Origin of the sequence: Burkholderia sp. B10 (assembly GCF_004368385.1) — a bacterium.
Lineage (GTDB): Bacteria > Pseudomonadota > Gammaproteobacteria > Burkholderiales > Burkholderiaceae > Burkholderia > Burkholderia vietnamiensis.
Window position 1 is genome coordinate 15,852 of sequence record NZ_PQMX01000055.1, and the last position, 26,896, is coordinate 42,747.

Annotated in this window: 26 protein-coding genes; 8 read left to right on the forward strand and 18 right to left on the reverse strand. The window is 68.7% G+C overall.

Going from position 1 to position 26,896, the window contains the following annotated elements; genetic code table 11:
- The first annotated feature begins 140 nt into the window (after positions 1-140).
- The 3 genes from rplM to erpA all read left to right on the forward strand — a co-directional run bounded on the left by rplM (position 141) and on the right by erpA (position 1,552).
- A complete protein-coding gene (gene rplM / locus C3Y15_RS23300; protein ID WP_009687896.1) occupies positions 141-569 on the forward strand; it encodes a 50S ribosomal protein L13 in 429 nt (142 codons plus the stop codon).
- A gap of 11 nt (positions 570-580) precedes the next feature.
- Positions 581-973: a 30S ribosomal protein S9 gene (rpsI, locus tag C3Y15_RS23305; RefSeq protein ID WP_011883283.1), complete on the forward strand. Its 393-nt coding sequence runs from the start codon at positions 581-583 to the stop codon at positions 971-973.
- A 207-nt stretch (positions 974-1,180) separates the two neighbouring features.
- A complete protein-coding gene (erpA, locus tag C3Y15_RS23310; RefSeq protein WP_011883284.1) occupies positions 1,181-1,552 on the forward strand; it encodes an iron-sulfur cluster insertion protein ErpA in 372 nt (123 codons plus the stop codon).
- A 90-nt stretch (positions 1,553-1,642) separates the two neighbouring features.
- Here the strand turns inward: erpA and C3Y15_RS23315 are convergent, their stop codons facing one another.
- Positions 1,643-2,791: an anhydro-N-acetylmuramic acid kinase gene (locus C3Y15_RS23315; RefSeq protein WP_034194153.1), complete on the reverse strand. Its 1,149-nt coding sequence runs from the start codon at positions 2,789-2,791 to the stop codon at positions 1,643-1,645.
- A 142-nt stretch (positions 2,792-2,933) separates the two neighbouring features.
- On the opposite strand from C3Y15_RS23315, the gene tyrS reads away from it, so the two are divergent.
- From tyrS to C3Y15_RS23330, 3 genes are read left to right on the forward strand one after another with little or no spacing between them, the layout of a single operon-like run.
- On the forward strand, positions 2,934-4,175 hold the full coding sequence (tyrS, locus tag C3Y15_RS23320) for a tyrosine--tRNA ligase (protein ID WP_011883286.1): 1,242 nt from the start codon (positions 2,934-2,936) through the stop codon (positions 4,173-4,175).
- Positions 4,172-4,630 (forward strand): D-aminoacyl-tRNA deacylase, encoded by a 459-nt coding sequence (gene dtd / locus C3Y15_RS23325; RefSeq protein ID WP_034194152.1) that lies wholly within the window; start codon positions 4,172-4,174, stop codon positions 4,628-4,630. The genes tyrS and dtd overlap by 4 nt, the downstream gene beginning before the upstream one ends.
- A 23-nt stretch (positions 4,631-4,653) precedes the next feature.
- Entirely contained in the window at positions 4,654-5,316 is a 663-nt protein-coding gene (locus C3Y15_RS23330) for a histidine phosphatase family protein (protein ID WP_059622005.1), read from the forward strand.
- A gap of 110 nt (positions 5,317-5,426) precedes the next feature.
- On the opposite strand, the gene C3Y15_RS23335 is transcribed toward C3Y15_RS23330, so the two are convergent.
- From C3Y15_RS23335 to C3Y15_RS23380, 9 genes are all read right to left on the reverse strand, one after another.
- Positions 5,427-6,380: an oxygenase MpaB family protein gene (locus C3Y15_RS23335; protein WP_046425598.1), complete on the reverse strand. Its 954-nt coding sequence runs from the start codon at positions 6,378-6,380 to the stop codon at positions 5,427-5,429.
- Positions 6,381-6,409: 29 nt separating this feature from the next.
- Entirely contained in the window at positions 6,410-7,477 is a 1,068-nt protein-coding gene (gene ruvB, locus C3Y15_RS23340) for a Holliday junction branch migration DNA helicase RuvB (protein ID WP_011883290.1), read from the reverse strand.
- A 108-nt stretch (positions 7,478-7,585) separates the two neighbouring features.
- Positions 7,586-8,167 (reverse strand): Holliday junction branch migration protein RuvA, encoded by a 582-nt coding sequence (gene ruvA, locus C3Y15_RS23345; RefSeq protein ID WP_011883291.1) that lies wholly within the window; start codon positions 8,165-8,167, stop codon positions 7,586-7,588.
- A 217-nt stretch (positions 8,168-8,384) separates the two neighbouring features.
- The gene (gene ruvC, locus C3Y15_RS23350; RefSeq protein WP_011883292.1) at positions 8,385-8,927 is read right to left on the reverse strand and encodes a crossover junction endodeoxyribonuclease RuvC; all 543 of its coding nucleotides are present in this window, start codon (positions 8,925-8,927) and stop codon (positions 8,385-8,387) included.
- 151 nt (positions 8,928-9,078) lie between these two features.
- Positions 9,079-10,644, reverse strand: coding sequence for a bifunctional phosphoribosylaminoimidazolecarboxamide formyltransferase/IMP cyclohydrolase (gene purH / locus C3Y15_RS23355; RefSeq protein WP_014722454.1), 1,566 nt, complete (start codon positions 10,642-10,644; stop codon positions 9,079-9,081).
- A 44-nt stretch (positions 10,645-10,688) separates the two neighbouring features.
- Positions 10,689-10,922 carry a Fis family transcriptional regulator gene (locus C3Y15_RS23360; protein ID WP_006476892.1) on the reverse strand — a complete coding sequence of 78 codons (234 nt, stop codon included), beginning with the start codon at positions 10,920-10,922 and terminating at the stop codon, positions 10,689-10,691.
- Positions 10,919-11,986 (reverse strand): tRNA dihydrouridine synthase DusB, encoded by a 1,068-nt coding sequence (dusB, locus tag C3Y15_RS23365; RefSeq protein WP_011883294.1) that lies wholly within the window; start codon positions 11,984-11,986, stop codon positions 10,919-10,921. The genes C3Y15_RS23360 and dusB overlap by 4 nt, the downstream gene beginning before the upstream one ends.
- 413 nt (positions 11,987-12,399) lie before the next feature.
- Positions 12,400-13,587: a UbiH/UbiF/VisC/COQ6 family ubiquinone biosynthesis hydroxylase gene (locus C3Y15_RS23375; protein ID WP_011883295.1), complete on the reverse strand. Its 1,188-nt coding sequence runs from the start codon at positions 13,585-13,587 to the stop codon at positions 12,400-12,402.
- Positions 13,588-13,760: 173 nt separating this feature from the next.
- A complete protein-coding gene (locus C3Y15_RS23380) occupies positions 13,761-15,158 on the reverse strand; it encodes an aminopeptidase P N-terminal domain-containing protein (protein ID WP_059474737.1) in 1,398 nt (465 codons plus the stop codon).
- 172 nt (positions 15,159-15,330) lie between these two features.
- Between C3Y15_RS23380 and C3Y15_RS23390 the strand changes: the two genes are divergently transcribed.
- Positions 15,331-15,945, forward strand: coding sequence for a glutathione S-transferase N-terminal domain-containing protein (locus C3Y15_RS23390; RefSeq protein ID WP_069246138.1), 615 nt, complete (start codon positions 15,331-15,333; stop codon positions 15,943-15,945).
- Positions 15,946-16,092: 147 nt separating this feature from the next.
- Here the strand turns inward: C3Y15_RS23390 and C3Y15_RS23395 are convergent, their stop codons facing one another.
- From C3Y15_RS23395 to C3Y15_RS23410, 4 genes are all read right to left on the reverse strand, one after another.
- Positions 16,093-17,712 (reverse strand): FMN-binding glutamate synthase family protein, encoded by a 1,620-nt coding sequence (locus C3Y15_RS23395; protein WP_059896307.1) that lies wholly within the window; start codon positions 17,710-17,712, stop codon positions 16,093-16,095.
- 115 nt (positions 17,713-17,827) lie between these two features.
- Positions 17,828-18,982: a tRNA 2-thiouridine(34) synthase MnmA gene (gene mnmA, locus C3Y15_RS23400; RefSeq protein WP_011883299.1), complete on the reverse strand. Its 1,155-nt coding sequence runs from the start codon at positions 18,980-18,982 to the stop codon at positions 17,828-17,830.
- Entirely contained in the window at positions 18,979-19,488 is a 510-nt protein-coding gene (locus tag C3Y15_RS23405; protein ID WP_011883300.1) for an NUDIX hydrolase, read from the reverse strand. Before C3Y15_RS23405 ends, mnmA begins: the two co-directional genes overlap by 4 nt.
- A gap of 106 nt (positions 19,489-19,594) precedes the next feature.
- Positions 19,595-20,515, reverse strand: coding sequence for a LysR family transcriptional regulator (locus C3Y15_RS23410; RefSeq protein WP_059474736.1), 921 nt, complete (start codon positions 20,513-20,515; stop codon positions 19,595-19,597).
- Positions 20,516-20,623: 108 nt separating this feature from the next.
- On the opposite strand from C3Y15_RS23410, the gene C3Y15_RS23415 reads away from it, so the two are divergent.
- Positions 20,624-21,547, forward strand: coding sequence for a carbon-nitrogen hydrolase family protein (locus C3Y15_RS23415; protein ID WP_011883302.1), 924 nt, complete (start codon positions 20,624-20,626; stop codon positions 21,545-21,547).
- A gap of 193 nt (positions 21,548-21,740) precedes the next feature.
- Here the strand turns inward: C3Y15_RS23415 and C3Y15_RS23420 are convergent, their stop codons facing one another.
- The 4 genes from C3Y15_RS23420 to C3Y15_RS23435 form a co-directional block, all read right to left on the reverse strand.
- Complete coding sequence (locus C3Y15_RS23420; RefSeq protein ID WP_069246139.1) at positions 21,741-22,427, reverse strand: YafY family protein; 687 nt, start codon at positions 22,425-22,427, stop codon at positions 21,741-21,743.
- Between the two features lie 73 nt (positions 22,428-22,500).
- The gene (locus C3Y15_RS23425; RefSeq protein WP_011883304.1) at positions 22,501-22,917 is read right to left on the reverse strand and encodes a VOC family protein; all 417 of its coding nucleotides are present in this window, start codon (positions 22,915-22,917) and stop codon (positions 22,501-22,503) included.
- 342 nt (positions 22,918-23,259) lie between these two features.
- Complete coding sequence (locus tag C3Y15_RS23430) at positions 23,260-24,558, reverse strand: class I SAM-dependent RNA methyltransferase (protein ID WP_014722460.1); 1,299 nt, start codon at positions 24,556-24,558, stop codon at positions 23,260-23,262.
- A 189-nt stretch (positions 24,559-24,747) separates the two neighbouring features.
- Entirely contained in the window at positions 24,748-26,871 is a 2,124-nt protein-coding gene (locus C3Y15_RS23435) for a site-specific recombinase (protein WP_034194437.1), read from the reverse strand.
- Positions 26,872-26,896 lie beyond the last annotated feature (25 nt).

Consider the following 26,896-nt stretch of genomic DNA (forward strand, 5'->3'; position numbering starts at 1 on the left):
GTGGTATTTCCTTTATAATTCAGGGCTTTTCCGCATTCATGCCCACGGAAAAAGAACAGGGAGAGCCTGCACCGCGCCTCGAAGCGCACTCAGACAAGCAGGAAGAACACATCGGGCAAAGCATTTTTTTTGGATCGATCATGAAGACGTTTTCCGCAAAAGCCCATGAGGTGACGCGCGAATGGTACGTGATTGACGCGACGGATAAGGTTCTCGGCCGTGTTGCCAGCGAAGTGGCACGCCGTCTGCGCGGCAAGCACAAGCCTGAGTTCACCCCGCACGTCGACACTGGTGATTTCATCATCATCATCAACGCGAGCAAGTTGAAGGTCACGGGCAACAAGACGCTGGACAAGAAGTACTACCGTCACTCGGGCTACCCGGGCGGCATCTATGAAACGACGTTCGGCAAGATGCAGGAACGCTTCCCGGGCCGTGCGCTCGAGAAGGCGGTCAAGGGCATGCTGCCGAAGGGCCCGCTCGGCTACGCGATGATCAAGAAGCTGAAGGTCTACGCAGAAGCGACGCATCCGCACTCGGCTCAACAGCCGAAGGCGCTCGAGATCTAAGGGGAGCCCACATGATCGGTAACTGGAACTACGGTACGGGCCGCCGCAAGAGCGCAGTCGCACGTGTCTTCATCAAGGCTGGCAAGGGCGACATCATCGTCAACGGCAAGCCCATCGCTGACTACTTCTCGCGCGAAACGTCGCTGATGATCGTGCGTCAACCGCTGGAACTCACGAACCACGGCCAGACGTTCGACATCAAGGTCAACGTCAACGGCGGCGGTGAGACGGGTCAGGCAGGCGCAGTGCGTCACGGCATCACCCGTGCACTGATCGACTACGATGCGACGCTCAAGCCGTCGCTGTCGAACGCAGGCTTCGTCACGCGCGATGCGCGTGAAGTCGAGCGTAAGAAGGTCGGTCTGCGCAAGGCACGCCGCGCAAAGCAGTTCTCGAAGCGTTAATTCTGCTTCGTGGCCACGCCGCTTTCGGGCGGTGTCTGCCGAAAAAACCGCCAGCTTTCACGCTGGCGGTTTTTTTATGCCCGCTCGACGCGGGTGCCCATGGCGTTCGCTTTACCGAAATCAACAAGAACCTATTGATTTCATGGACATCGGCACGATCTTCTGATCCGCCCTACAATAGCGGCTAAAGCTTTTTGGAGAGTTCGCATGAACGCTGTTAACGAATCCGCAGCAACGACGGCCGAAATGCCGGTCCCGTTCGTCTTCACCGACGCCGCGGCCGACAAGGTCAAGCAACTGATCGACGAAGAGGGCAATCCCGACCTGAAGCTGCGCGTGTTCGTGCAAGGCGGCGGCTGCTCGGGCTTCCAGTATGGCTTCACGTTCGACGAGGAAGTCAACGAGGACGACACCGTGATGGACAAGAACGGCGTCCAGCTCCTGATCGACTCGATGAGCTACCAGTATCTGGTCGGCGCCGAGATCGACTACAAGGACGACCTCAACGGCGCGCAGTTCGTGATCAAGAACCCGAACGCCACGACCACCTGCGGTTGCGGCTCGTCGTTCTCGGTCTGAGCGCGACTCGGATCCTGTCCGGTTCGCCGGAATAAGAAACGGGGCTTGATGCCCCGTTTTTCATGTCCGCGCGCCGTGCTCGTCATCGGATCAGCGCGGATACAGCGCGCCGAGCACGCGCTCGCCGGCCGCGCCCGTCACGCTGGCCAAATTGCCGGGCAGGCGCGCGGTGAAGCGGTACGCGAGCCATGCGAACGCGAGCGCCTCGACCTGTTGCGGCGGCACGCCGAGCGCGGCCGTCGTGTCTACCGTGGCTAATACGCCGGCTTCCTGCAGCGCGCGACGCAGCGCGTCGAGTAGCACGGGATTGCGGGCGCCGCCGCCGCAGACGAACACGGCCTTGCAGCCGGCTGCGTGCCGCGCGATCTCGCGAGCGACCGACACCGCGGTGAGCGCGGTCAGCGTCGCCTGCACGTCCTCCGGCGCAACCTGCGCAAAGCCGGCCAGCTTCGCGTCGAGCCACGCCGCGCTGAACAGGTCGCGCCCGGTGCTTTTCGGCGGTGGCGCGGTGAAATAGGGTTCGTCCAGCAGCGCGTCGAGCAACGCCGCATGCACGGTGCCGCGCGCGGCGAACTTGCCGCCGTCGTCGTACGGCTTGCCGAGGTGGCGCGTCGCCCATGCGTCGATCAACGCGTTCGCCGGCCCGCAGTCGAAGCCGCGCACGTCGCTGCCTTCAGCCGGCAGGATCGTGATGTTGCTGATGCCGCCGAGGTTGCAGACGACGCGCGTGTCGCCCGGCGCGCCGAACACCGTCGCATGAAACGCCGGCGCGAGCGGCGCGCCGTGGCCGCCGGCCGCGACGTCGCGCATGCGGAAGTCGGCGATCACGTCGACATGCGTGAGCTCGGCGAGCAGCGCCGGATTGTTCAGCTGACGCGTGTAGCCGCGTTCGGGACGGTGCCGGACCGTCTGGCCGTGCACGCCGATCGCGCGCACGTCGTCGCGCGACAGGCCGGCCGTACGCTGCAACTCGTGGCAGCACACCGCATAGCGCGCGACGAGCGCATTCGCGGCGACCGACTCGCGGTCGATCTCGTCGTCGCCCGGCTGCTGTAGCGCGAACAGCGCGTCGCGCAGCGATTGCGCGAAGCCGACGAACGCTTCGGCGAGCACGACCGGCGCGCGGCCCGTTTCGAACCGGACCGCGACGCCGTCGACGCCGTCCATGCTGGTTCCCGACATGAGTCCGAAGTAGACGCCGTCGGCCGGATGGGCGGGTTGCGGGTGTCGTTGCGGCACGTTGGGTTCTCCTGGATCGAGCGGCGCGGGCCGGTGCCGCGCGCCTCGCACCTGATTATCCGCGCAACCTGACGCGTCGTTAAGCGATGCGCGCGCAAGTTATGGGAAAATCCCTGTCTTTGCGACATTCTTCCTGGCACCGATGAGCACCGAACCCAGTTCCAAGCCCGTTTTCCCGATCACCGACGAAGTCCGCCACGCGCTCGCCGTCACGAAGCGCGGTGTCGACGAACTGCTGATCGAGGAAGAGTTCGCGCAGAAGCTCGCGCGCAGCGCGGCCACCGGCAAGCCGCTGCGCATCAAGCTCGGGCTCGACCCGACCGCGCCCGACATCCACATCGGCCATACGGTCGTGCTGAACAAGATGCGCCAGCTGCAGGACCTCGGGCACACGGTGATCTTCCTGATCGGCGATTTCACGTCGCTGATCGGCGATCCGTCCGGCCGCAACGCGACGCGCCCGCCGCTCACGCGCGAGCAGATCGAGTCGAACGCGAAGACTTACTTCGACCAGGCCGCGCTGGTGCTCGACCGCGACAAGACCGAGATCCGCTACAACAGCGAGTGGTCGATGCCGCTCGGCGCCGACGGGATGATCAAGCTCGCGTCGCGCTACACGGTCGCGCGGATCCTCGAACGCGAGGACTTCACGAAGCGCTTCCAGAGCGGCATCCCGATTTCGATCCACGAATTCCTGTACCCGCTGATGCAGGGTTACGACTCGGTCGCGCTGAACGCCGACCTCGAGCTCGGCGGCACCGACCAGAAGTTCAACCTGCTGGTCGGCCGCGAACTGCAGAAGCAGTACGGCCAGGAACAGCAGTGCATTCTGACGATGCCGCTGCTCGAAGGGCTCGACGGCGTCGAGAAGATGTCGAAGTCGAAGGGCAACTACGTCGGCATCAGCGAGAAGCCGACCGACATGTTCGGCAAGCTGATGAGCATCTCGGACACGTTGATGTGGCGTTACTTCGAACTGCTGTCGTTCCGCAGCCTCGACGAGATCGCCGGCTTCCGCCGCGAAGCCGAAGGCGGCCGCAACCCGCGCGACTTCAAGGTGCTGCTCGCGCAGGAAATCGTCGCGCGCTTTCACTCGCAGGCCGACGCCGAGCGCGCGCTCGAGGACTTCAATCACCGCGCGAAGGGCGGCGTGCCGGACGATATCCCGTCGGTCACGCTCGCAGGCGCGCCGCTCGCGATCGGCCAGTTGCTGAAGCAGGCGGGCCTCGTGCCGTCGACGAGCGAAGCGCTGCGCAACATCGAGCAGGGCGGCGTGAAGATCGACGGCGCGACCGTGTCCGACAAGGGCCTGAAGGTCGACGCCGGCGAGTTCGTCGTGCAGGTCGGCAAGCGCCGCTTCGCGCGTGTCACGCTGACCGCATGATCGCGCTGATCCAGCGCGTGAAGCGCGCCGACGTGCAAGTCGGCGAGCGTACGACCGGCGAGATCGGCGCGGGCCTGCTCGCGCTGGTCTGCGCGGAGCGCGGCGACACCGAGGCCGCGGCGGACAAGCTGCTCGCGAAGCTGCTCGGCTATCGCGTGTTCAGCGACGCGGCCGGCAAGATGAACCTGCCGGTGTCGAACATCGACGGCGCGGGCCGCGCGGGCGGCCTGCTGCTCGTGTCGCAGTTCACGCTGGCGGCCGACACCAACAGCGGGCTGCGGCCGAGTTTCACGCCGGCCGCGCCGCCCGATGAAGGCAAGCGCCTGTTCGATTACTTCGTCGCGGCCGCGCGCGAGCGTCACCCGATCGTCGAGACCGGCGAGTTCGGCGCCGACATGCAGGTATCGCTTGTCAACGACGGCCCCGTGACGTTCTGGCTGCAAGTGCGGCCCTGATTCTTTCCCGGAGGCGCGCCGCGATGGCGACCACGCAGATCCTGTTCATCCGTCACGGCGAGACGGCCTGGAACCGCATCAAGCGCATCCAGGGCCACATCGACATTCCGCTGGCCGACTCGGGGCTCGCTCAGGCGCAGCGGCTCGCCATGCGGCTTGCGCGCGAAGCGCGCGAGGGGCAGCGCCTCGACGCCGTTTATTCGAGCGACCTGATGCGGGCGCAACAGACCGCGCAGCCCTTTGCCGACGCGCTCGGCTTGCCGCTCCAGTTGCGCGAAGGGCTGCGCGAGCGCGCATACGGCGTGTTCCAGGGCCATGACAGCACCGAGATCGAGACGCTGTTTCCCGATGCATACGCCGCATGGCAGACCCGCGACCCGGGCTTCGCGCCCGATGGCGGCGAGTCGCAGCGCGCGTTCTATCATCGCGTGCTGCATGCGCTCGAACCGATCGTCGCCGCTCATCCGGGCGGCCGCATCGCGTGCGTCGCGCACGGCGGCGTGCTCGACTGCGTGTACCGCTTCGCCAACGGTCTCGACCTGGCGGCGCCGCGCAACTATCAATTGCTCAACACGAGCATCAACGTCGTCGATTACGCTGACGGCCGCGCGCAGGTCGTGCAGTGGGCCGACGTGGCGCACCTCGACGCCGCGAGCGACGACGACGGCTATCGCAAGGTGCTTTGAGGCGGTCGCATCGGCGTGACGGGTTGACGGGCGTCAGTGCGTTGCCGGCATCCGGCCGCGCGTTGGTGACTCTGACCTACTGAGCGACTGAGCGACTTACCGACTCACCGTCACGCAGGCGGCTCGCCGCCCGACGGCGCTGAGCTGGCGCGGCGCCGTGCGCGTTTCGATACGCCGTTCACGAGCGCCCAGCGCAGCACCGGCGCGACTGCGCGCACACCGGGCCGGACCACCGCCCGCCGCAGCGGCGCGAACCGTGCGAGGCCGAGCATCTGCTGCGCCCACGGCGGCAACAGGTCGATCCCGGCGTGCATCACCAGCGTGGCGGCCGGCCGCAGCGCAGGCTTCGCGAGCGGCGCGTTCAGCAGGATGCGGATCACTTCGAACGTGCGCGGGCCGGCTTCGAGCTCGGGCTGCATGCGCGCGAGATAGGCGGCGACCTCCGCGCGCGAGCGCGGCACGGCCTGCGCGCCGAGGCGCTCGGCGATCTGCGCGGTTTCCGCGTAATAGCGATCCTGACATTCGCCGCTCAGCGCCGGATTCACATAGCGCAGATGCGCGGCCAGGAAGCTCGATACTTCCGCGACATGCACCCACGTGAGCAACGCCGGATCGTCGGCGCGGTACGGGCGGCCGTCGGGCGCGGTGCCCGATACGCGCGTGTGAATGGCCTTCACGCGCTCGATCAGCGCGAGCGCGTCCGCGCGATTGCCGAACGTGGTGCCCGATATGAACGTCGCCGTGCGGCGCAGGCGGCCGAGGATGTCGGTGCGAAACGACGAATGATCCCAGACGCCCGCCAGCGCGAGCGGATGAAGCGCCTGCAACAGCAGCGCCGAGACGCCGCCGGTCATCATCGACGCGAAATCCGCATGTACGCGCCAGCAGACCGCGTCCGGCCCGAACAGCCCGGGGTCGCCGGGCGGTGATGAATAGTCGATCGACGGGCCGCCGCTGCCGGTCGTCAGGTGCGTGACGCCGGCCGCGAGCCGCTTGCGCAGCGGCTCGATCCAGCGCGGGCCCGCGCTCGGCGCGGCGTGATGACGACGGGGCGGCGTGGTCATGGCTGGTTGGCCGGGAGCGACGCGGCGGGCTACGCGCCGTCGGGCGTGTTCCACATGCTGCCTTCCGCACTGCCGGCCGCCGGCGCGGACAGCCCGAAATGGCGGTAGGTGAGCAGCGTCGCGACGCGCCCGCGCGGCGTGCGCTGCAGGAAGCCTTGCTGGATCAGGTACGGTTCGAGCACGTCCTCGATCGTGTCGCGCTCCTCGCCGATCGCGGCCGCGAGGTTGTCGATGCCGACCGGGCCGCCGTCGAACTTGTGCAGGATGGCCTCGAGCAGCTTGCGGTCCATCAGGTCGAAGCCGACCGGATCGACGTCGAGCATCGCGAGCGCGGCATCGGCGACGGCCGCGGTGATCTGTCCGTCGGCCTTCACTTCCGCGTAGTCGCGCACGCGGCGCAGCAACCGGTTCGCGATCCGCGGCGTGCCGCGCGAGCGCTTCGCGATTTCCAGCGCGCCGTTCGGGTCGATCTGCGCGTTCAGCAGTGCCGCCGAGCGCCGCACGATGCGCGACAGCTGCTCGGCGTCGTAGAACTCCAGCCGCGCGACGATCCCGAAGCGATCGCGCAGCGGATTGGTGAGCATCCCCGCGCGCGTCGTTGCGCCCACCAGCGTGAACGGCTGCAGATCGAGCTTCACGCTGCGCGCGGCCGGACCTTCGCCGATCATGATGTCGATCTGGTAATCCTCGAGCGCCGGATACAGGATTTCCTCGACGACCGGCGACAACCGGTGGATCTCGTCGATGAACAGCACGTCGTTCGCTTCGAGATTGGTCAGCAGCGCGGCGAGGTCGCCGGCGCGCTCGAGCACCGGGCCCGACGTCTGGCGCAGATTCACGCCCATTTCGCGCGCGATGATGTGCGCGAGCGTGGTCTTGCCGAGGCCCGGCGGGCCGAACAGCAGCACGTGGTCGAGCGGCTCGGAGCGGCGTTTCGCGGCCTCGATGAAGATCTCGAGCTGACCGCGCACCTTCTCCTGGCCGACGTAATCGTCGAGCTGGCGCGGCCGCAGCGCGCGTTCGAACACCTCCTCGTGCGACGAGGCGGGCGTGGCGGCGATGATCCGCTCGGCGGCGAGTTTGTCGGTTTCAATCATGCGGGCATTGTACCGCGCGCCGTCGCGCGCCCGAATCGGCCGAACGGCCGACTGGCGCACGCCGCCCGGCGGCGCAACACTGGCTCCGACAGCCCGGCCGCGCGGCCGTTACGCCTTCGACAGCGCCTTGAGCGCGAGCTTGATGCCGTCGGACACGCCGGTGCCGGCCGGCACGTTCTTGATCGCCGCGAGGCCTTCCTTTTCGGAATAGCCGAGCGCGACGAGCGCGTTCAGGATGTCGGCCGCGTGGTCGGACGGCGACGCGGCGCCGGCGAGCGCACCGAGGTCCGCGCCGAGCTTGCCCTTCAGTTCGAGCAGCAGGCGTTCGGCGGTCTTCTTGCCGATTCCCGGCAGGCGTGTGAGGCGGGCGGCGTCCTGCATCGTCACGGCTTGCGCGAGCTCCTGCACGCTCATGCCGGACAGCACCGCGAGCGCCATGCGCGCGCCGATGCCGGTGATCTTCAGCAGCTCGCGGAAGGTCGTGCGCTCCTGCGGCGTCAGGAAGCCGTACAGCAGGTGGGCGTCCTCGCGCACGATCTGCTGCGTGAGCAGCACGACGCGCTCGCCCGTTTGCGGCAGGTTGTAGAAGGTGCTCATCGGCACGTCGATTTCATAGCCGACGCCGTTGCAGTCGACGAGCAGGTGAGGCGGGTTCTTTTCGAGCAGGATGCCGGCGATGCGACCGATCATGGATGGCGGGATGCGAGGAAGAAAGCGCGAGTGTAGCGCAGCTGCGGCGCGATGCCGATGGGAGGGTGGCGGGGGGGCTTGCGCAAGGCGCGCGAGTTGCGCAAGGCCGGCCAAATGGCGAACCGGCGACACGGCGAAACGGCGCATCGCGACTACGCACACGTTTCGTGCGAGACGATCCGCCGTGTCAGGTGCCGGACCGACGAGGCCGCCCACGTCAGCCGACGAGCCGCCCGCGTCGCACACGCAGCCCCTTGCGCGCGAGCGCGGGCGCGAGGCCGCTGATCGTGCCGAGCGTATTGCCGCTGTGTGCATGGCAGATCGCCATCCCGAGCGCGTCGGCCGCGTCGCTGCCCGGCTGGCCCGACAGATTGAGGAGCCGCGTGACCATCTCCTGCATCTGCGATTTGGTAGCGCGGCCGTAGCCGACGACGGCCTGCTTCAGTTGCAACGCGGTGTACTCGGCAACCGGCAACCCGCCCGCGACGAGCCCGCAGATGGCGGCGCCGCGCGCCTGGCCGAGCAGCAGCGTCGACTGCGGGTTGACGTTGACGAACACCTGTTCGATCGCGGCCTGGTCGGGCGCGTGTTCGCGCACGAGCGTCGACACGCCCTGGAAGATCGTGCCGAGCCGCGTGGCGAGGTCGGCGGTTGGCGTGCGGATCACGCCGCTCGCGACATACGCGAGCCGATGGCCGCTGACGTCGATCACGCCGAAGCCGGTGACGCGCAGGCCGGGGTCGATGCCGAGAATTCGCATGAGTGAGGAGAAAGACGGGATGCAGCGATACTACAACGAACGGTGCGCGGCGCCGGCCGCACGACAGCGTGCATCGGCGCCGCGCAATAAAAAACCCGGCGCGCAGGCTGCCGCCGGGTTCTCGAGCCGCGGCCGCACGGGCCGCGAGCGATCAGTGACGGAAGTGACGCACGCCCGTCAGCACCATCGCGATGCCGTGTTCGTCGGCCGCCGCGATCACTTCGTCGTCGCGCATCGAGCCGCCCGGCTGGATCACGCAGGTCGCGCCCGCGGCCACGACCACGTCGAGACCGTCGCGGAACGGGAAGAACGCATCCGACGCGACGGCCGAGCCGGCCAGCGTGAGGCCCGCGTTCTGCGCCTTGATGCTCGCGATGCGCGCGGAGTCGACGCGGCTCATCTGGCCTGCACCGACGCCCAGCGTCATGCCGTTGCCGCAGAACACGATCGCGTTCGACTTCACGTACTTCGCGACGCGCCATGCGAACAGCAGGTCGTCCATTTCCTTCGCGCTCGGCTGGCGCTTCGTGACGACGCGCAGCTCGCTCGGCTGCACGTTCCGCGAATCGAGCGACTGCACGAGCAGGCCGCCGCCCACGCGCTTCAGGTCGAATGCGTTGTGGCCGTCGCCGAGTGCGATCTCGAGCAGGCGCACGTTCTGCTTCGCGGCGAATACCTGCTGCGCGGCGGCCGAGAACGACGGCGCGATCAGCACTTCGACGAACTGCTTCGCGACGGCTTGCGCGGCTGCCTCGTCGACTTCGCGGTTGAACGCGATGATGCCGCCGAACGCCGACGTCGGGTCGGTCTGGAACGCCTTCGCGTATGCGTCGGCCGGGTCGTTGCCGACCGCGACGCCGCACGGGTTCGCATGCTTGATGATCACGCACGCCGGTGCGTCGAACGTCTTCACGCATTCCCACGCCGCGTCGGAATCGGCGATGTTGTTGTACGACAGTTCCTTGCCCTGCAGCTGGCGGTAGTTCGCGAGCGCGCCGGCCGGCGCGGCCAGGTCGCGGTAGAACGCAGCGCTCTGGTGCGGGTTCTCGCCGTAGCGCAGGTCCTGCACCTTGTCGAACGCCAGGTTCAGCGTGGCCGGATACGTGCTGCGCGAGGCGTGCTGCAGCTCGTCGGTCAGGCTCGTCAGGTAGTTCGTGATCGCGCCGTCGTATTGCGCGGTGTGCGCGAACACCTTCGTCGCGAGGCGGAAGTTGGTCGCGTAGCCGATCGCGTTGCCGTTCGCCTTCATTTCATCGAGCACGACCGCGTAGTCGGCCGGATCGACGACGACGGTCACGTCGCGATGGTTCTTCGCGGCCGAGCGCAGCATCGTCGGGCCGCCGATGTCGATGTTCTCGATCGCGTCGGCGAGCGTGCAGTCGTCCTTCGCGATCGTCGCGACGAACGGATACAGGTTCACGACCAGCAGGTCGATCGTCGGGATGCCGTGCTGTTCGAGCGCCTGCATGTGCTCGGGCAGATCGCGGCGCGCCAGGATGCCGCCGTGCACCTTCGGGTGCAGCGTCTTCACGCGCCCATCGAGCATCTCCGGGAAGCCCGTGTAATCGGCCACTTCGGTCACGGGCAGGCCGGCGTCGGCGAGAAGTTTCGCGGTGCCGCCGGTCGACAGCAGCTTGACGCCGAGGTCGGACAGCGACTTCGCGAAGTCGACGATGCCGGTCTTGTCGGAAACGGAAATGAGCGCTTGCTTGATCATGATGGAACCACCAATAGCCAGGGAAACGGGGACGGGACGGCCGGCTACAGCAGGCCGTGCTGCTGCAGCTTCTTGCGCAGCGTATTGCGATTGATGCCGAGATACTCCGCGGCGAGCGACTGGTTGCCGCCGGCCTGTACGAGCACGACCTCGAGCATCGGCTTTTCGACGCAGGACATCACCATTTCATAGACGTCGTGCGGATTGGAGCCGTCTAGATCCCGGAAATACACGTCCAGGCTCTCGCGGACACATTGTTCGATGTTGTGCTTGCTCATGCTGCTAACTGGTTATGGTCGTCCGACTCGCGCTGGCCGTTTTCGGGTTCGTCGTCGACGTACACGAGGCGGTCCGACAGCGCCTCTTGCGCGTCGAAGAATGCGTTGACGGCGGCGAGCTGCTCGCGGGTGGAATCGAGCGTGTTCATCCTGTGCCGGAACCCGTTGGCACCGGAAAGGCCGCGAGTGTACCAGCCGATGTGCTTGCGCGCAGTACGGACTCCGGTGAATTCGCCATAGAACGCGTAGTGATCTTCCAGGTGCTCGTTCATCACCTGCCGGATCTCGTCGATGCGCGGCGGCGGCAGCAGCTCGCCGGTTTGCAGGAAATGATCGATTTCGCGGAACAACCACGGACGGCCTTGCGCGGCGCGACCGATCATCAGCGCGTCGGCGCCGGTGGCGTCGAGCACGGCCTTCGCTTTTGCCGGCGACGCGATGTCGCCGTTCGCGACGACCGGGATGCCGACGGCCGCCTTCACGGCCGCGATGGTTTCATACTCGGCGTCGCCGTGGTACAGGTCGGCGCGCGTGCGGCCGTGCACGGTCAGCATCGAGATGCCCGCGGCTTCGGCGAGGCGGGCGACGGTGACCGCGTTCTTGTGTTCGCGATCCCAGCCGGTGCGGATCTTCAGCGTGACGGGCACCGCATCCGGCCCCGTGCCGACCGCCGCGACGACGGCCTCGACGATGCGCTGCACGAGCGGCTCGTTCTGCAGCAGCGCCGAGCCGGCCGCGACGTTGCAGACCTTCTTCGCCGGGCAGCCCATGTTGATGTCGATGATCTGCGCGCCGTTGTCGACGTTGTAGCGGGCCGCTTCGGCCATCATTGCCGGATCGGCGCCGGCGATCTGCACTGCGATCGGCTCGACTTCGCCCTCGTGGTTGGCGCGCCGCATCGTCTTCGCGCTCTTCCACAGCTGCGCATTCGACGCGACCATTTCGGACACCGCGTAGCCGGCGCCGAGCCGCTTGCACAGCTGGCGGAACGGACGATCGGTGACGCCGGCCATCGGGGCGACGAACAGGTTGTTGCGCAGAACGTGAGAGCCGATAACGGGCATCGCAATGGCACCGCCCGCGAGCGCCGGGACGTCGCGGGCCAAAAAGGGCGGAGGGAAAACGCGCATTTTACCGTATTCCCATGCCCCGCCGATTTGACCCGGTTTGACCGGGTTCGACCGATCATGTCGAACGCGCCGAACGCGCCGAATGCGCCGAATGCGCCGAATGCGCCGAATGCGCCGAACGCACCGAACGCACCGAACGCACCGAACGCACCGAACGCGCCGAACGCGCCGAACGAGCCGAACGAGCCGAACGAGCCGAAGGCGCCGAACGCATCGAACGCACCGAACGCACCGAACGCACCGAACGCACCGAACGCACCGAACGCACCGAACGCACCGAACGCACCGAACGCACCGAATGCGCCGAATGCGCCGAATGCGCCGAATGCACCGAACCCGCCGCCCGCTCAGCTGCGCTGGCCGAACATCATCTGGCGCGCGATCGCCTTCTTCAGCGGCGGCACGAATTCGAGCGCGGTGAGCGCCGCGCCGCGCAGCAGCGGCAGCGGCCCGGCATCGACGGTGAACAGGCGCGCGAGCGTGTCGGTCGCGCCGATCGTGAAGCGCCGGTCGAGTGCGCGCCGCGCGTTGAAGGCGGCGAGCGCCGTCGGTTCGAAGCCCTGCGCCGACACCGCGTCGACGAGCGTGTGTGCATCGCGCAGGCCGAGGTTCAAGCCTTGGCCGGCCACCGGATGCAGCGTCTGCGCGGCGTTGCCGACAATCGCGACGCGGCCGTTGACGAGCGTTTGCGCCGCGGCCAGCCCGAGCGGGAACGATGCGCGCGCGGCGATCGCGACGAAGCGGCCCATGCGCTCGCCGAACGCGCTGCCGAGCTCGTGCAGGAACGCATCGTCGGGCAGCGCGACGCGGCGCGCCGCCTCGTCGGGCGCGCAGCACCAGACGAGCGCATAGTCGGCCTGGCGCGGGCCGCCGAGCGGCAGCAGCGCGAGCGGCCCTTCGTGCGTGAAGCGCTCCCACGCGACGTTCGGGCGCGGCGAGGACACGGTGACCGTGCCGACGATCGCGGTCTGCCCGTAGTCGCGCCGATGCTTGTCGGCATCGGCCTGCCGCTCGTGGAACAAGCCGCCTTCGGCGTTGATGACGATCCGGGCGCGCAGCGTGCGCTCGCCGTGCGGGCCGTCGAGCGTCAGCGTGACGCCGTCGGCGTCCTGCTGCGGCGCGCGTGCGGTGGTCGACGTGAGCCAGTCGACGCGCGTGCCGTGCACGGCCTGCGCGAGCGTCTGCACGATCGAACCGTAGCGCACCACGTAACCGAGCGCGGCGACGTCGTGCTCGTCGCGGTCGATCAGCGTGCGGCCGAAATGACCGCGCTGCGATACATGGATGTGTTCGATCGGCGTCGCATCGGCCGGCCAGCCGAGCGTGTCGAGCAGCACGCGGCTGCCGTGCGACACGGCGATCGCGCGCGGATCGTTCGCGCTCGCAGCGGGCTCGCGCGCGTCGATCAGTGCGATCGACGCGTGCTGCGTGGCGCTGCGTCGGGCGAGCCAGCCGGCCAGCGCAAGCCCGACTGGGCCCGCGCCGACGATGGCAAGGTCATATTCCGGCGTGGCCGGGGAGGAAGCGGTCGTCATCGGTGTTCGTGAAACGGGGTAACTGGGAACGGCGTATCAATGGCAGATCAACGGCGAGGCAACGGCGAAGCGAGGGCGACGCGACTGTGAAGCAACAACGAAGCAACAACGAAGCAACAACGAAGCAACAACGAAGCAACAACGAAGCAACGACGAGCCCCGCGCCTGCACGCTCACCCACCGTGCGCCGCGCCCGCGCGCATCAGCGCCTCGATGTCGGCGGCCGCGACCGGCACGTCGCGCGTGATCAGCTCGCAGCCGTGCTCGCGCACGATCGCGTCGTCCTCGATGCGGATGCCGATGTTCCAGTATTCGGGCGGCACGTCGTCGGCGGCGCGCACGTACAGGCCGGGTTCGACGGTGAGCGTCATGCCGGCCGCGAGCGTGCGCCACGGCAGCGCGCCGTTGGCGTCGCGCGCGGCGAGGCGCTCGCGGTAGTCGCCGCAATCATGTACGTCCATGCCGAGCCAGTGGCCGGTGCGGTGCATGTAGAAGCGCGCATACGCGCGCTCGGCGATCACGTCGTCGACGCTCGAAAAGCGCGTCTTCGCGATGATCCCCGTGTCGAGCAGCCCTTGCGCGAGCACGCGCACGGCCGCGTCGTGCGGCGCCTCGAACGGCACGCCGGCGCGCGTCGCGTCGATCGCCGCCTGCTGGGCGGCCAGCACGATGTCGTACAGCGTGCGCTGCGCGGGCGAGAAGCGGCCGTTCGCCGGGAACGTGCGGGTGATGTCCGACGCGTAGCCGTCGAGCTCGCAGGCGGCGTCGATCAGGATCAGGTCGCCGTCGCGCGCGGCCGCGTTGCCGGCCGGATAGTGAAGCACGCACGCGTTCGCGCCGGCCGCGACGATCGACCCGTACGCTGGCGCCTGCGCGCCGTGCTTGCGGAACGTGTACAGCAGCTCGGCCTCGAGTTCGTATTCGCGGATGCCGGGGCGGCACGCCTGCATCGCGCGGCAATGTGCGAGCGCCGAGATGTGCGCGGCGCGCGTCATGATCGCCAGCTCGTGTTCGTCCTTCACGAGCCGCATGTCGTCGAGCAGCGGCGTGAGGTCGCGCAGCGCATCGGGCGCGGCGACGCCCGCGCGCGCCTGCGCGCGCACCGCCTCGAGCCAGCCGGCGAGCTGGCGCTCGAACTGCGTCGACGCGCCGAAGCGGTAGTGCACGGTGCCCGCGTCGGCGAGCAGGCGCGGCATTTCGGCGTCGATCACGTCGACCGCATGAGCCGCATCGAAGCCGAACGCGTCGCGCGCGGCGTCGGGCCCGTAATGGAAGCCTTCCCAGGTTTCGCGGTCGGCGTTCTTCGCGCGGCAGAACAGGATGGATTGCGGGCTGCCCTGCGGGCCGGCCGCGTTCAGCACGAGCACGGCATCCGGCTCGGTGAAGCCCGTCAGGTAGTAGAAGTAGCTGTCGTGCCGGTACGGGTAGGCCGTATCGCGGTTGCGCAGCATTTCGGGCGCGGTGGGGACGATGGCGACGCCGCCGCCGGCGGCGCGCAGTGCGGCAAGCACGCGTTCGCGGCGCTGGCGGTAGACGTCGACGGCGATGGCGGTATCGAGGGGCGCATTCATTCGTGCGATTGTAGCGCCGCCGGACGCGGCGCGTGAGACAGGAGTCGGCGGCGCGCCGGCGTCGGCTGTTGCAAACCATCCACAGGCAGGACGGCCGATTTTCTACCCCGTCGCACCGGCCGGTTATGATCGGCGACAACGTATACTCTCGGCGGTTCCCTTAAAAAGGCAGATGATGAAATTAATCGGTTCGCTCAGCAGCCCGTACGTCCGAAAGGCGCGGATCGTGCTCGCTGAAAAGAAGATCGACTACAAGCTGGAGCTCGAGAACGTGTGGGCGCCGGAGACGAACATTCAGGCATCGAATCCGCTCGGCAAGGTCCCGTGTCTCGTGATGGAAGATGGTGCGGCGGTGTTCGATTCGCGCGTGATTTGCGAATACGTCGACACGCTGTCGCCGGTCGGCAAGCTGATTCCGCCGTCCGGGCGCGAGCGCGTCGAAGTGCGCTGCTGGGAAGCGCTCGGTGACGGCGTGCTCGACGCGTCGGTGGCGATCCGTCTCGAGCACACGCTGCGCGAGGAAGGGCAGCGCAGCGCGAGCTGGATCGCACGCCAGCAGCGCAAGATCGACGACGGTCTGGTCGCGATGTCGCAGGGCCTCGGCGGCAAGACCTGGTGCGTCGGCAATCACTACACGCTCGCCGACATCGCGCTCGGCTGCACGCTCGGCTACCTGGACTTCCGGATGCCCGAGCTGAACTGGCGCGACCGTCATCCGAACCTCGACAAGCATTTCGCGAAGCTGTCGCAGCGGCAGACGTTCGTCGACACGCTGCCGCAGGGCTGAGCGACCACGCGCCGCGGATTGAGCAGACAAAAGAAAAGCGCCGCTCGGGCGCTTTTCTTTTTTGCGGATGCGGCGACCGATCGATCAACCGATCAACCGATCAACCGATCAACCGATCAACCGATCAACCACCGCGCCGCGCTGACGTCATTCGATCGACGCGTACGCATTCTCGCCGAGCACGAACGAATCGCTGCGCGCGATCGGCCACCACTTGTCGTACAGCGTATAGCCGCAGGTCCGGCCCTCGAGCAGCGCGCCCGGCTTCAGATACTTCAGCAGCTGCGACATCAGCCGGACCTCGTGCGGCGCGACGCGCTGCACGATGTGATGCGCGCGCAGCTCGGACGGATGCCCGAGGCCGGCCGCCTGCACGAGCTCCTGCAGCGCATGCAGCGTGTTGCGATGGAAGTTGTACACGCGTTCGGCCTTGTCGGGCACGACGAGCGCGCGCTGGCGCACCGGGTCCTGGGTGGCGACGCCGGTCGGGCAGCGGTCGGTGTGGCAGTGCTGCGCCTGGATGCAGCCCACCGCGAACATGAAGCCGCGCGCCGAATTCACCCAGTCCGCGCCGATCGCGAGCGTGCGCGCGATGTCGAACGCGCTGATGATCTTGCCGCTCGCGCCGATCTTCACGCGGTCGCGCACGCCGATCCCGACGAGCGTGTTGTGCACCATCAGCAAGCCTTCCTGCAGCGGCACGCCGACGTGGTCGGTGAATTCGAGCGGCGCCGCGCCGGTGCCGCCCTCCGCACCGTCGACGACGATGAAGTCCGGCACGATGCCGGTCTCGATCATCGCCTTCGCGATCCCGAAGAACTCCCACGGATGGCCGATGCACAGCTTGAAGCCGGTCGGCTTGCCGCCGGACAGCGTGCGCAGCCGCTCGACGAATTCGAGCAGCCCGCGCGGCGTCGAAAACTCGGAATGCGTCGCGGGCGAGATGCAGTCCTTGCCCATCGGCACGCCGCGCGTCTCGGCGATTTCCGGCGTGATCTTCGCGGCCGGCAGCACGCCGCCGTGGCCGGGCTTCGCGCCCTGCGACAGCTTGATCTCGATCATCTTGACCTGCGGGTCGGCCGCCTGCTTCGCGAACTTGTCCGGGTTGAACGTGCCGTCGTCGTTGCGGCAGCCGAAGTAGCCGGAGGCGATCTCCCAGATGACGTCGCCGCCGTGCTCGCGGTGATACTTCGACAACGAGCCTTCGCCGGTGTCGTGCGCGAAGCCGCCTTTCTTCGCGCCGAGGTTCAGCGCGCGGATCGCATTCGCGGACAACGACCCGAAGCTCATCGCCGAGACGTTGAGGACCGAGATGTCGTACGGCTGCGCGCGGTTCGCGCCGACGCGCACGCGGAAGTCGTGGTTCGGCAGCCGGGTCGGTGCGAGCGAGTGGCTGATCCATTCGTGCGCGACCGACTTCACGTTCAGCTCGGTGCCGTACGGGCGGTTGTCGGCGACGTTCTTCGCGCGCTGGTAGACGAGGCTGCGCTGCGCGCGCGAGAACGGCTTCTCGTCGGTGTCGTCCTCGACGAAGTACTGGCGGATTTCGGGGCGGATGAACTCGAACAGGAAGCGGAAATGGCCCCACAGCGGATAGTTGCGCAGGATCGCGTGGCGGTCCTGGTTCAGGTCGTACAGGCCGAGGGCGACGAGGGCGACGGGGACAATGATCCACAGCCAGGACAGCGCATGGATCGACGCGAGTGCGGCTGCGGCGGCGAGCAACAGCACGGCACCCCACATCGCGAGGTAACGTCTGGAAAGCATGGGGGAACTCCGTGAAAGTAGGCCGCCATGCGTACGCTGCGACGGCGGCGCGCCGGCCTCGGTGCAATCGTGTTGCGCCGGGCGCGGCGTGCCGCAAGTCTAAACCGAATGGGTGTCAGCGTGCTTCGACGAGTGCCGCTGCGGGGGCCGCAGCAGCAGCATCGCGGCCGCTGGCCGCGTGCTCGATGATGCCGCCGCCCAGGCAGATCTCGCCGTCGTACAGCACGGCCGACTGGCCGGGCGTGACGGCCCATTGCGCGTCGTCGAACGCGAGCGTGAAGCGCGCCTCGCCGGCCGGCCCGGCTGCGGCCGCGCCGAACCGGCATGCCGCGTCGGCCTGCCGGTAGCGGGTCTTCGCGCCGCACGCGAAGCCGTCGGCCGGCGGCTCGCCGGCGACCCAGCTGACGTTGCCCGCGACGAGCTCGTGCGACAGCAGCCACGGATGGTCGTGGCCCTGCACGACGTACAGCGTGTTCGACGGGATGTCCTTCGCGGCGACGAACCACGGCTCGCCGCTGCCGTCCTTGCTGCCGCCGAGCCCGATGCCCTTGCGCTGGCCGAACGTGTAGAACGCGAGGCCGATGTGCTCGCCGACGCGCTTGCCGTCGGGCGTCTTCATCGGGCCGGGCTTGGTCGGCAGATAACGGTTCAGGAAGTCGCGGAACGGCCGTTCGCCGATGAAGCAGATGCCGGTCGAATCCTTCTTCTTCGCGTTCGGCAGGCCGATCTGCGCGGCGATCTCGCGCACCTTCGTCTTCGGCATCTCGCCGAGCGGGAACATCGTCTTCGACAGTTGCGCCTGGTTCAGCCGGTGCAGGAAGTACGACTGATCCTTCGTGTGATCGAACGCCTTCAGCAGCTCGAAGCGGCCGTCGCGCTCGCGCACGCGCGCGTAGTGGCCGGTCGCGATCATCTCGGCGTCGAGCGACATCGCGTGATCGAGGAACGCCTTGAACTTGATCTCGGCGTTGCACAGCACGTCCGGATTCGGCGTGCGGCCGGCCGAGTACTCGCGCAGGAATTCGGCGAACACGCGGTCCTTGTATTCGGCCGCGAAGTTCACGGCTTCGACGTCGATGCCGATCAGATCGGCCACCGACACGACGTCGATCCAGTCCTGGCGCGTCGAGCAGTATTCGCCGTCGTCGTCGTCTTCCCAGTTCTTCATGAACAGGCCGACCACGTCGTATCCCTGTTCCTTCAGCAGCCACGCGGTCACCGACGAATCGACGCCGCCCGACATGCCCACCACTACACGGCGCTTGCTCATTTGTTCACCGCCTGACGGTCGAATGCTTGCGGCCGCGGCGCGACCGAATGCGTATGCACGAAATCGAGCGGGATGCGCCGCCCGGCGAGATAGTCGTCGACGCAGCGCATCACCGCCGGCGAGCGGTGACGCTCGCTGCACGCGCGCAGTTCGTCGGCGCTCAGCCACAGCGTGCGGACGATGCCGTCGTCGAGCGCGTGACCGGGCAGCGGTTCGCCCGCGGTGCCGCAGAACGTGAAGCGCAGATAGGTCGCGCCCGCGCTGCCGGGGCGCTCGTAGTGCGCGAGGTAGACGCCGACGAGCGCCGTGGGGACGAACGGATGCGCGGTTTCTTCGAGCGTCTCGCGGATCACGGCGTCGGCGAGCGTTTCGCCGGCCTCCAGGTGGCCGGCCGGCTGGTTGATGCGCAGGCCCGTCGAGGTTTCTTCCTCGATCACGAGGAAGCGGCCGTCGCGCTCGACGAGCGCCGCGACGGTCACATGCGGGGTCCAGATTTCGGGTTTCATGGTTCGGCATTTTACCGGTTGCGACCGGCGGGTGCCGGGCGGTCGGGTGATCTATCCGACCCTTTTGGACCCGAAACGTCGCCGCGTCGCCAAGTCACCCCGGCCGTCACGCCGCGACGATCGTCGCGACGCACGCTGCGATCGCGTCGCGCACCCGCACGATGGCCGGGTCGCGTTGCGCGCTCGTGCGCCAGCCGATCTCGACCGGATAGTGCGGCAGCTCGACCGGGCACGCGAGCGCGCGCAGCGACGTCGCGCGCGCGATCGCGCGGGCCGCGTGCGCCGGAATCGTGGCGACCGCGTCGGAGCCCGCGAGCAGGTACGGCAGCGCGGCGAAGTGCGTCGTCGACGCGGCGACGCGCCGCTTGTGGCCGAGCGCCGCCAGCGCCTCGTCGACGATCCCGATCACGCCGCCCGACGACACCAGCACGTGATCGCGCCGCAGAAACTCCGCGAGCGACAGCGTGCGCGGCGCGCGAGCGCTGCCCGCCGGATCGATCACACATGCGTAGCCGCCGGTCGCGACCGCGCGCCGGCTGAGCCCGTGCGCGGAAAACCCGCCCGACGTGATCGCGAGATCGACGCCGTGCCGCAGCAGCGCGTCGCCGGCGATCCCGCTGTGCGTCTGCCGGAAGATCAGGCGGATGCCCGCGGCGTCGCGCGCGACCGCGTCGATCAGCGCGCGGCCGAGCGCGATCTCGAAGTCGTCCGACAGCCCGACCGAAATCGTTCGGCCGATTCGCTCGCCCGCGTCGGCGGCGATCGCGAGGCTCGCGCGGCAGCGGTCGAGCGCGTCCGACAGGATCGGCTTCAATTCGTCCGCGCGCGGCGTCGGCGCGAGCCCGCGGCCGGTGCGCACGAACAGCGGATCGGCGTAGATCACGCGCAGCCGCGCCAGCGCCGCGCTGGCCGCCGACTGCGTGAGACCGAGCCGCAACGCCGCGCGGCTCGCGCCACCTTCCTCGTACAGCGCCTCGAAGACCTTCAGCAGGTTCAGGTCGAGCCCGGCGATATCATCCGCATTCATGTCAGTTATCGTGCTATCGATTTGATCGATGACATGATATCGGCAAAGATGGCGTCTTCCATTCGATCCCTTTCCATCCCGTTCGACACCTTCACCGGAGACGCCTTCATGTCCACCTCAGTCATCGCCGCGCTGCAGATCGGCGCATCGCCGGCCGGCACGCGCGCCACGCTCGACGCGATCCTCGCTTACGAAACCGCGATCCGCGACAGCGGCGCATCGCTCGTGGTGTTGCCCGAGGCGGTGCTCGGCGGCTATCCGAAAGGCGAGACGTTCGGCACGCGGCTCGGCTACCGGCTGCCCGAGGGCCGCGAGGCGTACGCGCGCTATGCGGCGCAGGCGATCGACGTGCCGGGACCGGAAACCGACGAACTGGCCGCGCTGTCGCAGCGCACGGGCGCGAGCCTCGTGATCGGCGTGATCGAGCGCGGCGGCAGCACGCTGTATTGCACCGCGCTGTTCTTCGATCCGCGCGACGGGCTCGTCGCGAAGCACCGCAAGCTGATGCCGACCGGCACCGAGCGGCTGATCTGGGGGCAGGGCGACGGCTCGACGCTGCCGGTGGTCGACACGGCCGCGGGCCGCGCGGGCGCCGCGATCTGCTGGGAGAACCACATGCCGCTGCTGCGCTGCGCGATGTATGCGAAAGGCGTGCAGATCTGGTGCGCGCCGACCGTCGACGAGCGCGATCTGTGGCAAAGCTCGATGCGCCACATCGCGCACGAAGGCCGTTGCTTCGTCGTGAGCGCGTGCCAGGTGCAGCCGTCGCCGCGCGCGCTGGGCATCGACGTGCCGGGCTGGGACCCGGAGCGGCCGCTGATCCGCGGCGGCAGCGTGATCGTCGGGCCGCTCGGCGATCTGCTGACCGAGCCGCTGATCGGCGAGCCCGGCCTCGTGACGGCGCGCATCGATACCGACGAGCTGGTCCGCGCGCGTTACGACTTCGACGTGGTCGGGCACTACGCGCGCGCCGACGTGTTTTCGCTGCACGTCGACGAGCGCCCGAAGCGGCCGGTCGTATTCAACGGCTGACGGCGGGATGCGAAGCGCCGCTCCGCCGGCGCACGGAGCTCGCCGCGCGGCCGCGCTTCAAGGCCGGGCGGTGGGCGCGATGTGCGAACGCGGCGCCCGTCCCGGCCGACGCAGCCGGCGGCGCAGTGAACCTGGCGGGTCGCGATCGCGATGGTGGTTGCGCGCGGCGCGCTTCGTGCGCGCGCCGCGCGCGTCAGCACCTCGGCGCCTGCGCGATCCGCATGTAGTCGGCGATGCGCCGGCCTTCCATGTCGGGAAACTGCTCGTGCAGCGTGATGTCGCCCATCCGCGCGATGTCGAACGTGCGGAAATCGTCGCGCAGCTCGCACCACGCGCCGATCGTCCAGCGTCCGCCCCAGTACACGAGCCCGAGCGGCCACACGCGGCGCTTCGTGTGCGCGCCCAACCGGTCGCGGTAGTCGAAGCTGACGATGTGGCGCGTATCGACGGCCTGATGGATCGCATCGACCTTCGCGCAGAACGTCTCGTCGATGTGGAACGACGGCGCGAACACCGGCAGGCGATCGAGCGCCGTGCGCTTGTCGGCGGGCATCGCCGACGCGATCTTCGCGAGCGCCGAGCGCGCGCCGCCGGCGAAGCGGGCGCCGCCCCAGGTTTCCAGCATCCGCGCGCCGACCGCGAGCGCCGCGAGCTCCTCGGCGGTGAACGTGAGCGGCGGCAGGCTCGCGCTGCGGTTCAGCCGGTAGCCGATGCCCGCTTCGCCTTCGATCGGCACGCCCGACAGCTGCAGGTCGCGCACGTCGCGATAAACCGTGCGCGGCGACACCGACAACCAGTCGGCGAGCTGCTGCGCGGTCGTCAGGCGGCGCCCGCGCAGCAGCTCGGCGATCTGGAAAAGGCGGTCGGCACGGCGCGTCATCGCGGCACCTCGACTCCTGCGGTGAGGGGATTGCCGCGATGATAGCGCCGCGCCGGCCCGCTCGCGGCTGCGCTCAGTGGCATTTCGGCGCGTGCAGGCCGACGCGGTTGCCCTCGGTATCGATCAGGTAGCCGATGTAGCCGTAGTTGTTCGGCAGCTCGACCACCGAGCCCTGCACGACGCCGCCCGCGCGCTTCGCACGCTCGAGCGCTGCGACGACCGATTCGCCGGCGTTCAGGTACACGAGCACGCCGTTCGCGCTCGGCTTCATCTGCTGCGGATCGAACACGATGCTGCCGCCCGTGTTCGACGCCTCGTGATCGAACACGGCCATCGGCACGCCGCCGATCACGTCGCGATGCAGCGTCGTCTGCAGCACGGTTTCGTAGAAGCGGATCGCCCGGTCGAAATCGAGCGACGGGATGTCGAACCATGCGATGGCACGGTCGAGGGTTGCGGGTGCGTTTGCGTTTGCAGTCGCGGACGTCATGACGAGCTCCTTGTTGTTCGGATTCTTGATGGAAACCAGCCTTGCATTGCGCCGGGATTGCAGTGTGAACGCGGGCTCCTGACAGCGTGCTGTCAGTAGTGATGGCGGTACTGACAACGCACCGCGCGCCGGTGTGGAAAGCGCCTGCCCGTTCGCGCTTCGCGCGTCGCGCGGCGGCAGCCGGCGCGCAGCGCAGCGCCGAAGCGGACGGTGGGGTGGAAGGTACGGCAGACGAAGCGGCGCACGCATCGGCGCCGCAAGTAACAACGCCCGGCGAATGCCGGGCGTCGGGGACTGGCTGTCAGCAGCCGGCCGCAGCGGCCGGTGCGCGGGAGCGGCGCGTCACGCGTCGCCTTCCGCAGCGGCCGGGCGCGCCTTGACGCTGCCGGCGATCAGGTCGAAGCGGAACAGCCGGCATTCGAGCGCGCCGTTGAACAGCGGCGTCTTCGCCGATTCGCGCAGGCGCAGCTGGCCCGGCAGCGAGCGGTCGGAGCTCAGCAGGAACGCTTGCCAGCCGGTGAAGCGCTGCTTCAGCGCATCGCCGAGCGCGTTGAAGAACTCGCTGTCGGGCGCGTCGGTGTGCGTGCGGCGGAACGCGTCGTCGTTGCCGCGGTTGCGGCCCGTCTCGCGCACCTCGCCGCGCGCGCTGCGGCCGCGCACCTCGATCCGCTCGCCGTACGGCGGGTTCGCGAGGATGATGCCGGGGCCGTCGCACGGCGGCGTCATCGCGCGGGCGTCGATCTGCTTCAGCCATACCGACGGCACGCCGGCGCGTTCGAGGTTCGCGCGCGCCTTGTCGAGCATGTCGCCCGAGATGTCGCTGCCGTACACGCCGAGCGGATCGCGCTTGCTGCGCGCGGCGCGCTTCGCGTCGAGCGCGGGGACTTTCAGGCCCTGCCATGCGGTGATGTCGTACTGCTTGAGCTTTTCGAAGCCGAAGCGGCGCTCGACGCCCGGTGCGACGCCCAGCGCGATCTGCGCGGCTTCCGCGAGGAACGTGCCGCTGCCGCACATCGGGTCGTACAGCGGCGTGCCGGGCGTCCAGCCGGTCAGACGCAGGATGCCGGCCGCGAGGTTCTCGCGCAGCGGCGCCGCGCCCTTGTCGAGCCGCCAGCCGCGCTTGAACAGCGGCTCGCCCGACGTGTCGAGATACAGCGTGCATTCGCCGGCCGTGAGGAAGGCGAACACGCGTACGTCCGGCGCGCCGGTGTCGATGCTCGGGCGTGAGCCGGTCTTCTCGCGCATCCGGTCGCAGATTGCGTCCTTCACGCGCAGCGTCGCGAATTCGAGGCTCTTCAGCGGCGACTTGATCGCGGTGATGTCGACGCGCAGCGTCTGCGTCGACGCGAACCAGCGCTCCCACGGCTGCTCGAGCGCGAGCGCGTAGACGTCCTGCTCGTTGCGGTACGCGCGGTGCGCGATCTTCAGCAGGATCCGGCTCGCGATGCGCGAGTGCAGGTTCGCGGCCATCCCGGCGGCCCAGCCGCCGCGGAAGTGCACGCCGCCCGGCACCTGCGCGCCCGCGGTGAACGGCGCGCCGTTCAGGTGGCGGCCGGCGATCTCGGCCAGCTCGGCGGCGAGCGCCGCTTCGAGGCCGCGCGGGCAGGGAGCGAAGAATTCGTACAGGGTAGGCGAGGACATGAGGCGGGTGAGGACGTGCAAAAGTCCACCATTGTACGCGGCGCGGGCGGCCTCAGCCGGCGCCGCGTCCGTTTTGGCGTCCGTTTCGGCGTGCGGCCCGCGCGCGGCCGGTGCGCGCGCGCCGGCCGACCGGACGTCGCGGCGGGCCGGGCGGCCCCGCCGCGCGTGCGCCGCCGGCCCGTCGAACCGTCAGTGCGAGCCCGGCTGGCCCGCGCGAGCGGCCGGTGCGCCGGCCGGCCAGAACAGCGCCGACGGCTTCGCCAGCACCGTGCGCACGATCGCGCCGACCAGCGCGCGCACCTTGGTGCGGCGCAGGCTGCGCGAGCGCACGGCCATCGTGAACGCGAGCACGAAGCTCACCAGTACGTTGAGGATCGCCATGCTCAGCACGCCGGCGCAGGCCCACCAGAGTTCGGGCGTGCGCAGCGCGTCCTGGCCGAGCACGCCAATCGCGACGCCGATCGCGCCGGCCGACAGCGTCACGTGGCGCACCTCGAACGGGAACAGGAACACGGTGACGATCGCCGGGACCAGGCCGAGCATCAGCCCGAGCCCGACGTTGGCGACCACGCCGGCGACGTTCGAGCGGCAGAAGTGCGCGAGCTTCGCGGCGCCCGCCGCGCCGAGCGTGAGCCGCAGGCGGCGGTTGTACGTGAGCGCGTCGCCGACGCGGTGCAGCACGAACCAGTTGTCGGCCCAGCCGGCGAGCAGGCTCGACGTCCACAGCAGCACGCCGGTCAGCGCCGCGTAGAACGGCGTCGGGCCGAGCAGCGAGAACGAATGCAGGGTCGCGTGCGCCTTGGCCGGCGAGATCACGTTGGCGTGCAGCAGGTTGCCCGCGAGCAGCTGCACGAGCAGGCAGACGGGGAACACGACGAGCACGTTGCCGGAGATCGCCGCGGCCTGCGTGCGGATCAGCGCGATCACCGACGCGACGAACGCCTTCACGCCTTCGTCGTGGCCGGTGTCGTCGAGTTCGCGCGCGAGCGTGGGCGCGGTCATCGCCGGCTGCTTGGTCGCGAGCGTGAAATGCAGGAAGTGCATCAGCATGAAGCTCGCCGCGTAGTTGACACCCGCGAGCAGCCCTTCGAGCATCGACTGCAGGTGCGAGCCGGTGATCGCGAACTTCACGCACACCGTCGCGACCGTCACGAGGCCGCCGCCCGCGGCCATCCGCAGCATCTTCAGGTATTCGGCGCGGCCGCGCGAGATGTAGTGCTCGCCGGTGTCCGCGTTGGTCTCGACGAGCTTGCGCGCGAACAGCGAGAAGTTGCTGCGCATCAGATGCGAGACGCTCTGGCTGTTCTGGTTCGCGTCGACCAGCTCGGCGGTGAGCCGTGCCATTCCGCGTAGGTCGTCCCGCGCCATCCATGCGTTGAGCAGCAGTTCCGCGCGCTGGATGCGCATGCGCATCCGCTCGACCTGGAACACGATGTCGACCGACACGCCGTTGCGGTACAGGTGCGCGAACACGTCGTCGACCGCGGTCCGGCATTCGTCGAGCAGCACGCGCAGATAGTTCACCTCGTGCAGCAGCTTGCTCGGATCGCCGCCGTCCTCGGCGGCCGCATGCGCGGTCTCGACCGCGAGCAGCGCGCGCGTGAGGCGGTAGAACGGCTGGCCTTCGAGCGGCTTGCGCGCATCGTCGTCGGACAGGCGGCTGCGCACCGTCTGCGACAGGCCGGTCGAGCTGATCTGGCAGGTCAGGTTGTGCAGCGCGGCCAGCAGGTCGCGCGAGAACGAGCCGGGCTCGTGGCGCTCGGCGTCGGTGACGTCGAACGTGAACAGTTCGGCGAAGCGGCCGAGCAGGTCGTCGGGCAGCGCGTCGATCCATTGCGCGTCCTCCGGCGTCGGGAACATCAGCGTGAACAGCGCCGACAGCTCGCGGCGGTTCGGCGCGGGCGGGATCAGCGACGAGTCGATCCGCTCGAACAGCGCGCCAAAGAAGCCGGAATGCACGGGCATCCCGGCGTCGCACAGCAGCGAGATGCCGTCGCATTCGCGCAGGATCCCGCGCAGGATGCGCGCGGCGTGCGACTTCCACGCGGGATTGCGGTCGAGCACGTGGAACAGGTAGCGCAGTCGCGCGTGGGCCGGATACGCGCGCGCGTCGGCGTCGCGCTCGGCCGGGGCGTCCTGGCCGGGCTGCATCGCGCCGTTGCGGCGCAGCCAGTGCGCGAGCTCGATCAGCCATTCGCTGCGTTCGGCGTACGACGCGTGCGCGTCGGCGTGCGCGAGCAGCGCATCGAGCTGGTGGCTGGCATTGCGCGACGCGCGCCACTTCTTGATCAGGGTCGTCAGGGAACGAAACATAAACGGAATAGCGAAAGCCCACGGG

Excerpts from the sequence above, each read along its gene's own strand:
- rplM (WP_009687896.1), top strand. The coding sequence starts at position 141 with ATGAAGACGTTTTCCGCAAAAGCCCATGAGGTGACGCGCGAATGGTAC.
- rpsI (WP_011883283.1), top strand. The coding sequence starts at position 581 with ATGATCGGTAACTGGAACTACGGTACGGGCCGCCGCAAGAGCGCAGTC.
- erpA (WP_011883284.1), top strand. The coding sequence starts at position 1,181 with ATGAACGCTGTTAACGAATCCGCAGCAACGACGGCCGAAATGCCGGTC.
- tyrS (WP_011883286.1), top strand. The coding sequence starts at position 2,934 with ATGAGCACCGAACCCAGTTCCAAGCCCGTTTTCCCGATCACCGACGAA.
- dtd (WP_034194152.1), top strand. The coding sequence starts at position 4,172 with ATGATCGCGCTGATCCAGCGCGTGAAGCGCGCCGACGTGCAAGTCGGC.
- C3Y15_RS23330 (WP_059622005.1), top strand. The coding sequence starts at position 4,654 with ATGGCGACCACGCAGATCCTGTTCATCCGTCACGGCGAGACGGCCTGG.
- C3Y15_RS23335 (WP_046425598.1), bottom strand. The coding sequence starts at position 6,380 with ATGACCACGCCGCCCCGTCGTCATCACGCCGCGCCGAGCGCGGGCCCG.
- ruvB (WP_011883290.1), bottom strand. The coding sequence starts at position 7,477 with ATGATTGAAACCGACAAACTCGCCGCCGAGCGGATCATCGCCGCCACG.
- ruvA (WP_011883291.1), bottom strand. The coding sequence starts at position 8,167 with ATGATCGGTCGCATCGCCGGCATCCTGCTCGAAAAGAACCCGCCTCAC.
- ruvC (WP_011883292.1), bottom strand. The coding sequence starts at position 8,927 with ATGCGAATTCTCGGCATCGACCCCGGCCTGCGCGTCACCGGCTTCGGC.
- purH (WP_014722454.1), bottom strand. The coding sequence starts at position 10,644 with ATGATCAAGCAAGCGCTCATTTCCGTTTCCGACAAGACCGGCATCGTC.
- C3Y15_RS23360 (WP_006476892.1), bottom strand. The coding sequence starts at position 10,922 with ATGAGCAAGCACAACATCGAACAATGTGTCCGCGAGAGCCTGGACGTG.
- dusB (WP_011883294.1), bottom strand. The coding sequence starts at position 11,986 with ATGCCCGTTATCGGCTCTCACGTTCTGCGCAACAACCTGTTCGTCGCC.
- C3Y15_RS23375 (WP_011883295.1), bottom strand. The coding sequence starts at position 13,587 with ATGACGACCGCTTCCTCCCCGGCCACGCCGGAATATGACCTTGCCATC.
- C3Y15_RS23380 (WP_059474737.1), bottom strand. The coding sequence starts at position 15,158 with ATGAATGCGCCCCTCGATACCGCCATCGCCGTCGACGTCTACCGCCAG.
- C3Y15_RS23390 (WP_069246138.1), top strand. The coding sequence starts at position 15,331 with ATGATGAAATTAATCGGTTCGCTCAGCAGCCCGTACGTCCGAAAGGCG.
- C3Y15_RS23395 (WP_059896307.1), bottom strand. The coding sequence starts at position 17,712 with ATGCTTTCCAGACGTTACCTCGCGATGTGGGGTGCCGTGCTGTTGCTC.
- mnmA (WP_011883299.1), bottom strand. The coding sequence starts at position 18,982 with ATGAGCAAGCGCCGTGTAGTGGTGGGCATGTCGGGCGGCGTCGATTCG.
- C3Y15_RS23405 (WP_011883300.1), bottom strand. The coding sequence starts at position 19,488 with ATGAAACCCGAAATCTGGACCCCGCATGTGACCGTCGCGGCGCTCGTC.
- C3Y15_RS23410 (WP_059474736.1), bottom strand. The coding sequence starts at position 20,515 with ATGAATGCGGATGATATCGCCGGGCTCGACCTGAACCTGCTGAAGGTC.
- C3Y15_RS23415 (WP_011883302.1), top strand. The coding sequence starts at position 20,624 with ATGTCCACCTCAGTCATCGCCGCGCTGCAGATCGGCGCATCGCCGGCC.
- C3Y15_RS23420 (WP_069246139.1), bottom strand. The coding sequence starts at position 22,427 with ATGACGCGCCGTGCCGACCGCCTTTTCCAGATCGCCGAGCTGCTGCGC.
- C3Y15_RS23425 (WP_011883304.1), bottom strand. The coding sequence starts at position 22,917 with ATGACGTCCGCGACTGCAAACGCAAACGCACCCGCAACCCTCGACCGT.
- C3Y15_RS23430 (WP_014722460.1), bottom strand. The coding sequence starts at position 24,558 with ATGTCCTCGCCTACCCTGTACGAATTCTTCGCTCCCTGCCCGCGCGGC.
- C3Y15_RS23435 (WP_034194437.1), bottom strand. The coding sequence starts at position 26,871 with ATGTTTCGTTCCCTGACGACCCTGATCAAGAAGTGGCGCGCGTCGCGC.